The 11,242-nt window shown below is 58.4% G+C and carries 12 protein-coding genes; 9 read left to right on the forward strand and 3 right to left on the reverse strand.

Annotation, left to right across the window (positions count from 1 at the left end; genetic code table 11):
• Nucleotides 1-211 precede the first annotated feature (211 nt).
• The gene (locus Q1W26_RS14520) at nucleotides 212-1,168 is read left to right on the forward strand and encodes an alpha/beta hydrolase (protein ID WP_300441603.1); all 957 of its coding nucleotides are present in this window, start codon (nucleotides 212-214) and stop codon (nucleotides 1,166-1,168) included.
• A 39-nt stretch (nucleotides 1,169-1,207) separates the two neighbouring features.
• Here the strand turns inward: Q1W26_RS14520 and Q1W26_RS14525 are convergent, their stop codons facing one another.
• Nucleotides 1,208-2,104, reverse strand: coding sequence for an adenylate/guanylate cyclase domain-containing protein (locus Q1W26_RS14525; protein WP_300441607.1), 897 nt, complete (start codon nucleotides 2,102-2,104; stop codon nucleotides 1,208-1,210).
• 263 nt (nucleotides 2,105-2,367) lie between these two features.
• Between Q1W26_RS14525 and Q1W26_RS14530 the strand changes: the two genes are divergently transcribed.
• Nucleotides 2,368-3,612: a nitronate monooxygenase gene (locus Q1W26_RS14530; RefSeq protein WP_300441610.1), complete on the forward strand. Its 1,245-nt coding sequence runs from the start codon at nucleotides 2,368-2,370 to the stop codon at nucleotides 3,610-3,612.
• 51 nt (nucleotides 3,613-3,663) lie between these two features.
• Here the strand turns inward: Q1W26_RS14530 and Q1W26_RS14535 are convergent, their stop codons facing one another.
• Both Q1W26_RS14535 and Q1W26_RS14540 read right to left on the reverse strand, forming a co-directional pair.
• Nucleotides 3,664-4,656 carry an aldolase/citrate lyase family protein gene (locus Q1W26_RS14535; protein WP_300441613.1) on the reverse strand — a complete coding sequence of 331 codons (993 nt, stop codon included), beginning with the start codon at nucleotides 4,654-4,656 and terminating at the stop codon, nucleotides 3,664-3,666.
• A gap of 106 nt (nucleotides 4,657-4,762) precedes the next feature.
• Nucleotides 4,763-5,755, reverse strand: coding sequence for a malate dehydrogenase (locus Q1W26_RS14540; protein ID WP_300441616.1), 993 nt, complete (start codon nucleotides 5,753-5,755; stop codon nucleotides 4,763-4,765).
• Between the two features lie 225 nt (nucleotides 5,756-5,980).
• Here Q1W26_RS14540 and Q1W26_RS14545 point away from each other — a divergent pair, with 225 nt between their 5' ends.
• From Q1W26_RS14545 to gltA, 7 genes are all read left to right on the forward strand, one after another.
• Nucleotides 5,981-6,709, forward strand: a complete 729-nt coding sequence (locus Q1W26_RS14545) for a GntR family transcriptional regulator (RefSeq protein ID WP_300441634.1) — start codon at nucleotides 5,981-5,983, stop codon at nucleotides 6,707-6,709.
• 118 nt (nucleotides 6,710-6,827) lie between these two features.
• Entirely contained in the window at nucleotides 6,828-7,217 is a 390-nt protein-coding gene (sdhC, locus tag Q1W26_RS14550; RefSeq protein WP_300441618.1) for a succinate dehydrogenase, cytochrome b556 subunit, read from the forward strand.
• The gene (gene sdhD / locus Q1W26_RS14555; RefSeq protein WP_300441621.1) at nucleotides 7,211-7,558 is read left to right on the forward strand and encodes a succinate dehydrogenase, hydrophobic membrane anchor protein; all 348 of its coding nucleotides are present in this window, start codon (nucleotides 7,211-7,213) and stop codon (nucleotides 7,556-7,558) included. Before sdhC ends, sdhD begins: the two co-directional genes overlap by 7 nt.
• On the forward strand, nucleotides 7,559-9,352 hold the full coding sequence (gene sdhA, locus Q1W26_RS14560) for a succinate dehydrogenase flavoprotein subunit (RefSeq protein ID WP_300441624.1): 1,794 nt from the start codon (nucleotides 7,559-7,561) through the stop codon (nucleotides 9,350-9,352).
• Nucleotides 9,353-9,371: 19 nt separating this feature from the next.
• On the forward strand, nucleotides 9,372-10,085 hold the full coding sequence (locus tag Q1W26_RS14565) for a succinate dehydrogenase iron-sulfur subunit (protein ID WP_300441627.1): 714 nt from the start codon (nucleotides 9,372-9,374) through the stop codon (nucleotides 10,083-10,085).
• Nucleotides 10,082-10,318: a succinate dehydrogenase assembly factor 2 gene (locus tag Q1W26_RS14570; protein ID WP_300441629.1), complete on the forward strand. Its 237-nt coding sequence runs from the start codon at nucleotides 10,082-10,084 to the stop codon at nucleotides 10,316-10,318. The genes Q1W26_RS14565 and Q1W26_RS14570 overlap by 4 nt, the downstream gene beginning before the upstream one ends.
• Nucleotides 10,319-10,376: 58 nt before the next feature.
• Nucleotides 10,377-11,242: citrate synthase (gltA, locus tag Q1W26_RS14575; RefSeq protein ID WP_300441631.1), on the forward strand; the 866-nt coding region annotated here is incomplete at its 3' end.

Below are 11,242 nucleotides of genomic sequence, written 5' to 3' on the forward strand. Positions count from 1 at the left end.
GATTCAAAATCCGCCGCCGCAAGGTGTGGGGGTTCGAGTCCCCCTCCCGGCACCAATAAAATCAATGGGTTAGAGAATTGTAGCAAAAAACGGGCTGTTTTTTCCGTTTATGGCGCAAATTGTGACCCACTTGATTGCCTGGCCCTCAGTGGCTGATCAGGCGATGCTTCCCCAGTCGGAAGCGTCGAAAAAACAAGTTCCCGGATTTTTCATGGCACTCGACCCCAAAGCCCAGGCTATGCTCGACATGGTCTATCGCGTCGGTGCGCCGCGCTTCCACGAGCTGGATGTGCATCAGGCCCGTCGCTCCTTCGAAAAGCTCCAGTTCGCACTACGCCCTGACTTGCCTGCCGTGGCCTCGGTGACCGACGTGCCGATTCCGGGTGTGCATGCGCGGGATGGCGTGATCATGGCGCGCCTGTATCGCCCGCTGGATGCGGCGCCGGACGCAATTCTCCCGGTGACTTTTTATTTCCATGGTGGCGGGTGGTGCGTTGGCGACATCCCGAGCTACGACGCCTTGTGTCGTGAGCTGGCCAACCTCGGTGGGTGCGCGGTGTTGTCGGTGGATTACCGGCTGGCGCCCGAGCATCCGTTTCCGGGAGCGGTGGAGGACGCGCAGCAGGCCGTTGCCTGGACCCTCGCCAATGCCGCGCTGCTCGGCATTGACCCGGCCCGTTTTGCACTGGCCGGTGATAGCGCAGGCGGCACGCTGAGTGCCGTTACGGCCCTGCAGATGCGCAACGACGGTGCTCCGCAGGCGGCGCTCCAGCTCCTGATCTATCCCTGCACCGACATTCTCAGCCAGCGTCCGTCGCGCCGTACCTACGCCAACGGCTACTTTCTGGATACCGAGAGCCTGGCCTGGTTCTTCGAGAAATACCTGCCCAATCAAGCTGACTGGAGCGACTGGCGTGCGTCACCGCTACTCGCCGCTCGCTTCGACGGGTTGCCTCCGGCGACCTTCATCGTTGCAGGTTGCGACCCGCTGACCGACGACTGCAAGGCCTATGCCGAAACCCTCGGCAGCGCTGGCGTGCCGGTGACCGTGCATGAGTTCGACGGCATGGTGCATGGCTTCATCACGCTTGGAAAAATGTTTCCGCAGGCGGTGACGGCGGTCGAGAAGGCTGGATCGGCGTTACGCGCTGCGTTGGCGGTGCGCTAAAGGGGAGAGCGGGCAGTTCCGGAGAAGGCTCCGGAAGCCCTAGATGCAGACGAAGCTGACGACCTGAGGGCTGTTGGAGCAACTGCGCCCCAGCGAGAACTGGCCGCGTCCGCGCAGCACAACTTCCTCCCGCGATAGCTGAAACTCTCTTTCACCTTCGATCTGCACGAAGGTGCCGTTGCTGCTGCGGTCGATCAATACGAACTTGTCTCCGCGCAGTTCGATTTCGGCATGGCGGCGGGACGACTGGGTGTCGCCCACCACCATGTCGGCGGCGGGGTCGCGGCCGATGCGTGCACTGGGCTTGTTGGAGTTGAGCACCAGCGAAATCGAGTCCAGGTAAAGACGTAATTCCGGCTCGGTTTCGAGAAGGAAATGGTCGCTCTGGACGATTGTCAGCTCTCCGATGGCCTCGCACATCAGTTCGCACAGCTCGACTGGCCGGGACAGCCCGCGGATCACCCGCGGGGGCAGCGCATGGAGCACCGAGCGCCATTCAGGCCCGAGGCGGCGGGCGGTCTCAGCCGAAGTGATGGCCTTGCCCGGCGAGGCCAGTTCGGCCAGTCTCGCTGCGAAATTGACGGTTTCACCGAAGACGTCGGTGCCGCTTACGACAACCGGGCCGAAATGAAAGCCCATCCTCACCGCGAGCCGCTGCTGTTCGGGCGCAGACGGGAGGTCTTTCAGCGTCTGGTGGATGGTCAGCGTAGCGTCCGCAGCGCTGTCGGGATCGTTGAAAACGGCCATGAGCCCGTCGCCAGTGTGCTTGACGACCCGGCCGCGCTTGGTTTCGACCACGATGCGCATGGCGCGGATGCTGCGGTCGACCAGCTCAAAGGCCGAGGAGTCACCCACGAGCTGATACAGCTGAGTGCTGCCGACGAGATCGGCAAACAGGACAGCGCATTCTTTTGCGGGATGGGAGGGTTCCGACATCTGGATTAGGGCGGCTTCGGAGGCATAATTCTAGCGGACTACGTGATATTTTCCGCAGTGCTGAAGGTAACAAATTTTGCGGCTTTCAGTCTCACCGCCTGTCGGGTGCCGTACTTCGATGGGCGGCGGGGTGCAATTCTTTGGATTTTCCTTGATTTAAACAACGTCAGGAGCGCCCGCTCAGTGGGATAATGCTGCATTAGGCCACATTTTGGTCGGTTGGTCCCTGAGTGGCGTCTTTACGTCTGTCTGGAAGGAGTTTCATGAAACGAGTTGATGATTTCCGTCTGCGCTTTGGCAAGCAGGAGCTGGTGCCCATTGTGATCGGTGGTATGGGGGTGGATATCTCCACTGCAGATCTGGCGCTGGAGGCTGCACGCCTGGGCGGGGTCGGTCACATCTCGGATGCAATGGTGAAAACGGTGACTGATCGTCGTTTCAACACCAAGTACGTCAAGGAAAAACTCAAGCAGTACAAGTTCAACGTTGCCAATACCGACAAGTCGGTGGTGAAGTTCGATCTCGGCCAGCTGGCCGAGGCGACGAAGCTCCATGTGGGCAAGACCATGGAAGCGAAGCGCGGCTCCGGCATGATCTTCGTGAACTGCATGGAAAAGCTGACTATGAATGCCCCGAAGGAAACCCTTCGCGTGCGGCTGGCCAGCGCCCTTGATGCGGGTATCGACGGCATTACCCTGGCTGCCGGCCTTCACCTTGGTTCGTTTGCACTGATCGAGGATCATCCGCGCTTCCGGGATGCCAAGCTTGGCATCATCGTGTCGTCCCTGCGTGCACTTCAGCTATTCCTGCGCAAGAGCGCGCGCACCAACCGCCTGCCGGATTACGTGGTTGTGGAAGGTCCGCTGGCAGGTGGGCACCTGGGTTTTGGAATGGACTGGGCGAAGTACGACCTGGCAACCATCGTTGCCGAGATCCGTGCCTGGCTGCTTGCAGAGAAGCTCGAGATTCCGCTTATCGCCGCAGGTGGCATCTTCACTGGTAGTGACGCCACCGCGTTTCTTGAGCATGGCGCAGCGGCGGTTCAGGTTGCAACGCGCTTTACCGTGACGGAAGAGTGTGGCCTGCCGGCCGATGTACAACAGCATTATTTCAAGGCCAGCGAAGACGAGATCGTCGTTAACCAGATTTCGCCAACCGGCTACCCGATGCGCATGCTGACTGGCAGTCCGGCAATCGGCTCGGGCATTCGCCCGAACTGTGAAGCCTACGGATACCTGCTCGACAGCAACGGAAGCTGTTCCTACATTCAGGCGTACAACCAGGAAGTGGCGCTGCATCCCGGCGCAAAGAAAGTCTTCGTCATGGAGAAGACCTGCATGTGCACGCACATGCGTAATTTCGATCTCTGGACCTGCGGCCACTACACGTACCGGCTGAAGGACACGTCCCGCAAGGGTGAGGACGGGAATTACGCAATCCTGTCAGCCGAGCACGTTTTCCACGACTACCAGTACAGCACCGACAACAAGATCGCGTTGCCTGACTGACATCAGATAGGCATGCAAAAATAAAGCCCGGCTCTGCGCCGGGCTTTTCTTTCAGAAGAACCGCGAAGCAGCTTCTCCAGGTATGTGCATGCCGGTACTTTTGGCGCGTTTTAGCAGTTCCCAGTAATAGCGATACGATGCTCTGTCATGCAGTTTGCCGGCGTGCTGGATGGGTCCCCAGCCCTTGTCCTGGGCTGCAACCAGAATGCTTGCCGCTTCCTCGACCTCGGTGAAGTCCGGGCGCATGGCTTCAACGATGGGCAAGACCTGGTTAGGGTGGATGCTCCACATGCGCAAGTAGCCGAATTCCTTGCGGGCTCGTTCAGCGTCATTGCGGATGAAGGCGATGTCCTTCAGTTCGGTTGTGACGTTGTGTGATGGAACCACTCCGTTGGCCAGTGCGGCCGCAGAGATATCGCATTTCGCGCGCGTCACCAGTGGATGTTCGAACTGCCCGGGGCTACGCATGGCTGAGCCGGGAATGGCGCCGTGGTGGCCGCTTACAAAGTCCATCAAGCCAAAGTCGAGGGATTCCACCCTGTCCAGGGTTGCGATGTCCCACGCGTCGCGTAGCGCCCCGTGAGTTTCGATCAGCACGTGGACCGGGATTTCCCGTTCGATGCCGTAGCGTTCTTCCGCGCTGCGGATGCCTTCGATCTGCAGGGCCGCATCGGCAACGCTGCGGGGTTTGGGGAGTGTCAGGAAGGCGAGGCGTTCGCCGGCCTGACTGACGAGGATGTCCACATCCCGTTCCCAGTGTGGGTGGGTGATGTCGTGGATGCGCGCGCCTACCCGTCCGAAGCGGTTGTCGCCGGACATGATCAGGCTGGCGGCCATTGCTGCATGTTCAGCTTCGGCGCCCGCATGGGCCCCGTCTTCGCAGTCGAAAGTGATGTCGAAAACCGGTCCGAGTTCATGCTGGAGCGCGAGCGCCTTGCGCATCAGCTTTTCGCTGCCAGCGTAATGATCGACGGCGGGAAGGATCGGGAAGGGCTTTTCGCCCTGAAACAGCACGTTATCGGGGTGCAGCATGACGAGGCTCATTCTTTCGTTGTCGTGGCCTGTGGAGATTAGCAAAAAACGACATGAATAAAAAACGCGGGAGCATTTCTGCCCCCGCGTTTTACGGTGCGACGAATCAGTCGAGCAATCAGCTCAGCAGATCCTTCACGCCATCACGTTCTTCGAGCAGTTCGTTGAGCGTGTGGGTCATGCGCTCACGGGAGAATTCGTCGATTTCCAGGCCCTGGACGATCTTGTACTCGCCATTCTCGGTCGTGACCGGGAAGCCATAGATGATGCCTTCGGGGATGCCGTAGGAGCCATCGGACGGGATGCCCATGGTGACCCATTCGCCATTGGAGCCGAGCGCCCAGTCACGGATGTGGTCGATGGCGGCATTGGCGGCGGAGGCGGCAGACGACAGGCCGCGGGCTTCGATGATGGCTGCGCCGCGCTTGCCGACGGTGGGCAGAAACACGTCGCGGTTCCAGGCTTCGTCGTTGATCAGGTTCTTGACGTTGTCGCCGTTGGACGTGACCTTGCGGTAGTCGGCATACATCGTGGGGGAGTGGTTGCCCCACACAACCAGGTTCTTCAGGCTCGAAACGTCACGGCCGGACTTGGAGGCCAGTTGCGACAGCGCGCGGTTGTGGTCCAGGCGCAGCATGCCGGTGAAGTTCTTGGCTTGAACGCGACCGAACTTGACCGCGATTTCTTTGGCAATGTAGGCATTGGTGTTGCAGGGGTTGCCCACAACCAGAACCTTGACGTTGGGATCGGCGTACTGGCCGATTGCAGCGCCTTGGACGGTGAAGATCTTGGCGTTTTCGGTCAGGAGATCCTTGCGCTCCATGCCGGGGCCGCGCGGGCGGGCACCGACCAGCAGACAAACCTGGGCGTCCTTGAAGGCCACGTTGGGGTCGTCAGTGGCGACCATGCCTGCCAGCAGCGGGAAGGCGCAGTCTTCCAGTTCCATCATGACGCCCTTCACAGCCTTCTGGGCTTGGGGCAGGTCGAGGAGCTGAAGGATAACGGGCTGATCCTTGCCCAGCATTTCGCCACTGGCGATGCGGAACAGGAGGCTGTAACCGATTTGGCCGGCGGCGCCGGTAACTGCGACACGAACGGGGGCTTTTGCCATTATTGAGACTCCCTCTCTAAAGAAGCGTTATAAAAACACTAATGTTAATGCTTCACGTCGCCTGCGGGTTGTTGCGATATGGGTTCGCGTTGAGGTTGGCATGCGACTAGTTAACATGTGAATCGTAGGATTATTTTTTGGCGCTGTCAATTCCATGTCTTATATCTTATATAAGATATAAGATTGATTATGGACTGCCTGAAAAAAGTGTGTTCAAATACGCCGATGCGACAAGACTCGCCTACTTTCAGTCCTCTTTATCGTCAGATCAAGCATCTGATGCTCAGCGCCTTGGAGTCCGGCGAGTGGCGTCCGGGGCAGGCGATTCCCAGCGAGCAGGAACTCGCGCTTCGCTTCAATGTCAGCCAAGGAACGGTCCGCAAGGCCATCGACGAGATGGCGGCAGAAAATCTCCTCGTTCGTAAGCAGGGCAAGGGAACCTACGTGGCGTCACACAATGACCCCCGAGCCTTGTTCCGTTTTTTGCGACTTGTTCCCGTTGATGGCGATCTGGCCCATCCACAAAGCGTTCCCCTCGATTGCTGGAAGGCCAAAGCCGGTAATGAAGCTGCGCGGATGCTCGGAATCGAGTTGGGTGCGCCAGTCACGATCTTGCGGAGGCTGCTGCGTTTTTCAGGCAAGCCGGTTGTTGTTGATGAAATATACCTTCCGGGCGAGATATTTCAGGGTCTGACCATGGAAGTGTTGCAGGGTGCTCAGGGGTCCCTGTACAGCTTGTTTGAGGGTCGTTTCGGTGTGAGGATGATCCGCGCCGAAGAGCGGATTCGTGCTGTGGCGGCTGACCGGATGACAAGTGAGACCCTCGGTGTGGTCGAGGGTACTCCGCTGCTGTCGGTTGAGCGGGTGACATATACCTACGGGGACCGGCCTGTCGAGTGGCGCCGCGGGCTCTATTCGACCGCCGAGCATTATTATCTCAACGAATTAAATTGAACGAATTGAATTGATGGGAAAGGCCCGGCCTGTCAGTAGTTGGTAAGGGTATATACTTACAATTTTGTTTGTGTGGGAAATGTGCGGCTTTTTGTCGCTATTGTTTGAGGGAAAATCTATGACAGAGGTGATTTTGAAGAAACAGCGTCCGAAGCATCTGGCGCTGAACCAGATTCGGCTCCCGCTCCCGGGATTCGTCTCGATCCTGCATCGGGTTAGCGGTGCCGGACTGTTTCTGATGCTGCCCGTGCTGCTGGCGCTCTTTGGTAGCAGCGTCGGCTCGCCCGAATCGTATGCCTCATACAAGTCCGTGATCGGGAATCCGTTCTTCAAGCTCGTTCTGCTGGGCTTGCTGTGGGCATACCTACACCACTTCTGTGCAGGCATCCGCTTTCTTCTGCTTGATATGCACAAGGGTATCGATCTTCCCTCTGCCCGTCGCAGCGCCGGAATCGTTCTGGTTGTCAGCCTTGTTCTTACCGTCGCGCTGGGAGTCAAACTATGGTAAAGCCCATTATTGTCGGTGCCCATTACGGCTTCCGTGACTGGCTTCTGCAACGCGTCACTGCTGTTGTCATGGCCATTTACACCGTTGTTTTCGCCATCTGCGCACTGTTGATGCCCGACTCTTCCTATGAGAGTTGGCGTGCGGTCTTCAGCGGCGGTTTCATGAAGTTTGCGACATTCCTGTTTTTCATGTCGCTGTTCTTTCATGCCTGGATCGGCGTGCGCGACATTTTCATGGACTACATCAAACCGACTGGCATCCGTCTTGCGCTGCACTCGGTTGTCGCCCTTCTGCTCATCGGCTATGCCGGCTGGGCTGCTCAGATTCTCTGGAGGCTGTAAGTGAAAGTCGCAAAGCGTACCTTTGATGCGGTAATCGTCGGCGCCGGCGGCGCTGGCCTGCGGGCAGCTCTGCAGCTCTCCGAAGCTGGCATGAAGACAGCTGTCCTGACCAAGGTTTTTCCGACTCGCTCGCACACCGTGGCGGCCCAGGGCGGCGTTGCTGCCTCGCTCGGCAATTCGACGGAAGACAATTGGCACTGGCACATGTACGACACCGTCAAGGGGTCGGACTGGCTGGGTGACCAGGACGCTATCGAGTTCATGGTCAAGAAGGCCAACGAAGTCGTCGTTGAACTCGAGCATTACGGCATGCCGTTTGACCGTACCGACAACGGCAAGATTTATCAGCGTCCTTTCGGCGGTCATTCGCAGAATTACGGTCAGACCCCCGTTTCCCGCTCCTGTGCAGCGGCCGACCGTACCGGTCATGCGATGCTGCACGCGCTGTATCAGCGCAACGTGCGCGCCAATACCCAGTTCTTCGTGGAATGGATGGCGATGGACCTGATCCGCAATGCGGACGGTGACGTGCTCGGCGTGACGGCGATGGAAATGGAAACCGGCGAGGTGTCGATTTTCCATGCCAAGGCCACCATTTTCGCAACCGGTGGCGCCGGTCGCATCTATTACAGCTCCACCAATGCCTTCATCAACACCGGCGATGGTGTCGGTATGGCGGCTCGCGCCGGCATTCCGCTGGAAGACATGGAGTTCTGGCAATTCCACCCGACCGGCGTGGCCGGTGCCGGCGTGTTGATTACGGAAGGTGTACGTGGCGAGGGTGGCATTCTGCGCAATGCCTCCGGCGAGCGTTTCATGGAGCGTTATGCGCCCAACCTGAAGGATCTGGCGTCCCGGGATGTGGTTTCCCGTGCGATGACCACCGAAATCAATGAAGGTCGCGGTTGTGGCAGCGCCAAGGATCACGTGTTGCTTGACATCACGCACCTGTCGCCCGAAACCATCAACAAGCGTCTGCCTGGCATTCGAGAGATTTCCATCCAGTTCGCTGGCGTTGACCCGATCAAGGCCCTGATTCCTGTCGTGCCTACCTGCCACTATCAAATGGGTGGTATCCCGACTAACTACAAGGGTCAGGTTGTCGTACCCAAGGACGGCAATTCGAACGTGCCGATCGTCGGTTTCTACGCTGCGGGTGAATGTGCCTGTGCGTCGGTGCACGGTGCAAACCGTCTTGGCACCAACTCGCTGCTCGATCTGCTGGTGTTCGGCAAGGCCGCCGGCGAAACCGTGGTGTCAGACTTCCAGTCCGGTCAGCTCAAGCTTCAGCCGCTTCCCGAAGATGCAGCCGATGTTTCGCTGGCGCGAATTGCACGGCTGGAAACCCAGACCGGTGGCGAGGATGTGCACGAAGTTCGTCTCGAGATGCAGCGCGTGATGCAAAAGCATGCCGGCGTCTTCCGCTTCGCAGATGTCATGAAGGAAGGCGTCACGAAGATCATGGAAGTTGCCGAGCGTGCCAAGCGGACTCAGATCAAGGACAAGTCCAAGGTCTGGAACACCGCCCGCACCGAGGCACTCGAGCTCGACAATCTGATCGAAGTGGCCAAGGCTACGATGGTGTCTGCCGAAGCGCGCAAGGAGTCCCGTGGCGCCCACGTTCGTGACGATGCGATCGACTGTGCCGAGACCCCGAATGGCCGTGACGATGTGAATTGGCTCAAACACACGCTGTGGTACAGCCAGGGCAATCGCCTCGACTACAAACCGGTGAATCTGCAGCCGATGTCTGCCGATGTCGAGCCGATCGCGCTGGCCAAGCGTACCTACTGAGCGTCCCGGAGAATAGAACATGAGCAGCAAGCGAACCGTACAGTTCAAGATTTACCGCTACGATCCGGACAAGGACGACAAGCCCTATATGCAGGATATTTCTGTCGAACTCGAAGAGTCCGACAAGAAGCTGCTGGATGCGCTGGTTCGGCTCAAGGCCAAAGACGATACGCTGTCTTTCCGTCGTTCCTGCCGTGAAGGTGTCTGTGGTTCCGATGCCATGAACATCAACGGCAAGAATGGTCTGGCCTGCCTGACCTCCATGGATGAGATCGCTCAACCTGTCGTCCTGCGTCCTCTGCCCGGTCTGCCGGTCATTCGCGACGTCATCGTCGACATGACCCAGTTTTTCAAGCAGTACCATTCGATCAAGCCGTATCTGGTCAACAATGATCCGGCGCCCGAGCGTGAGCGCCTGCAGTCTCCGGAGGACCGCGAAGAACTCAACGGCCTTTACGAGTGCATCCTGTGCGCGTGCTGCTCGACGAGCTGCCCGTCGTTCTGGTGGAATCCTGACAAGTTTGTCGGGCCGGCTGGTTTGCTGGCTGCCTATCGCTTCCTGGCAGATACGCGCGACCAGGCAACCAGTGAGCGTCTGGACAATCTTGAAGATCCGTATCGTCTGTTCCGTTGCCACTCCATCATGAACTGCGTGGATGTCTGCCCGAAGAATCTCAATCCCACCAAGGCGATCGGGAAGATCAAAGACATGATGGTTCGTCGCGCGGTATGACGCTCAACAGGGGGCGTGTGCGCTGGCAGTGCCGTCGGGCTCTTCTCGAGCTCGATCTGGTGTTCGCGCGCTTCCTCGAAAGGCACTTTGATCATCTGACCGATGATCAGCTGGCCGATCTCGATGACCTGCTGATTGTCGAAGATCATGACCTGTGGGCCATGATCAACGGCAGCCAGCCGGTTACGAATGATCGCTGGAAGGAAATGGTGGATTTGCTGCGGGCCGGTTAAGGCAGCGGATTCAGCGCTTGGGAGCTGTGGAGTTTCAACAGGGAAAAGGGACCAAAATATGACGACGCAACGTACTGCTACACTGACCGTAGATGGCAAGCCCGTAGAGTTTCCGATCATGTCGGGAACGCATGGCAATGATGTGATCGATATCCGTACTCTCGGCGGAAAGACCGGATACTTCACGTATGACTCCGGTTTCCTGTCCACGGCGAGCTGTCAGTCCAGCGTCACCTACATTGACGGTGACAAGGGCGAATTGCTCTATCGCGGCTATCCGATCGAGCAGCTGGCCGAAAATTGTAATTTTCTGGAAGTCACCTACCTGCTGAAGAACGGCCAGCTGCCGAACGCCACGCAGAAGACCGACTTTGAAAACACCATCAAGAATCACACGATGGTGCATGAGCAGCTCTCCAAGTTCTTCTCCGGCTTCCGTCGCGATGCTCACCCGATGGCAGTGATGACGGGTGTGGTTGGCGCGCTGTCCGCCTTCTACCACGATGCGATGGACTTCTCGGATGCCGAGCACCGCAACGTCAGTTTCAACCGGCTTGTGGCCAAGCTGCCGACGATCGTGGCAATGGCTTACAAGTACAACACCGGCATGCCGTTCATGTATCCGGACAACGAGCTGGATTACACCGCGAACTTCATGCGCATGATGTTCGGCAATCCGTGCGAAAAGTACGTGCCGAATCCGGTTCTGGTTCGCGCGCTGGACATCATCTTCACGCTGCACGCCGACCATGAGCAGAACGCCTCCACCTCGACGGTGCGTCTGGCGGGTTCTTCCGGTGCCAACCCCTTTGCGTGTATCGCTGCAGGCATCGCCTGCCTGTGGGGCCCGGCGCACGGTGGCGCGAACGAAGCCTGTCTGAAAATGCTGGAAGAAATCGGCGACGTTTCCCGCGTTGGCGAGTA

The sequence above is a fragment of the Zoogloea sp. genome (assembly GCF_030157465.1).
Taxonomy (GTDB): domain Bacteria; phylum Pseudomonadota; class Gammaproteobacteria; order Burkholderiales; family Rhodocyclaceae; genus Zoogloea.

Excerpts from the sequence above, each read along its gene's own strand:
- Q1W26_RS14520 (WP_300441603.1), top strand. The coding sequence starts at position 212 with ATGGCACTCGACCCCAAAGCCCAGGCTATGCTCGACATGGTCTATCGC.
- Q1W26_RS14525 (WP_300441607.1), bottom strand. The coding sequence starts at position 2,104 with ATGTCGGAACCCTCCCATCCCGCAAAAGAATGCGCTGTCCTGTTTGCC.
- Q1W26_RS14530 (WP_300441610.1), top strand. The coding sequence starts at position 2,368 with ATGAAACGAGTTGATGATTTCCGTCTGCGCTTTGGCAAGCAGGAGCTG.
- Q1W26_RS14535 (WP_300441613.1), bottom strand. The coding sequence starts at position 4,656 with ATGAGCCTCGTCATGCTGCACCCCGATAACGTGCTGTTTCAGGGCGAA.
- Q1W26_RS14540 (WP_300441616.1), bottom strand. The coding sequence starts at position 5,755 with ATGGCAAAAGCCCCCGTTCGTGTCGCAGTTACCGGCGCCGCCGGCCAA.
- Q1W26_RS14545 (WP_300441634.1), top strand. The coding sequence starts at position 5,981 with ATGCGACAAGACTCGCCTACTTTCAGTCCTCTTTATCGTCAGATCAAG.
- sdhC (WP_300441618.1), top strand. The coding sequence starts at position 6,828 with ATGACAGAGGTGATTTTGAAGAAACAGCGTCCGAAGCATCTGGCGCTG.
- sdhD (WP_300441621.1), top strand. The coding sequence starts at position 7,211 with ATGGTAAAGCCCATTATTGTCGGTGCCCATTACGGCTTCCGTGACTGG.
- Q1W26_RS14565 (WP_300441627.1), top strand. The coding sequence starts at position 9,372 with ATGAGCAGCAAGCGAACCGTACAGTTCAAGATTTACCGCTACGATCCG.
- Q1W26_RS14570 (WP_300441629.1), top strand. The coding sequence starts at position 10,082 with ATGACGCTCAACAGGGGGCGTGTGCGCTGGCAGTGCCGTCGGGCTCTT.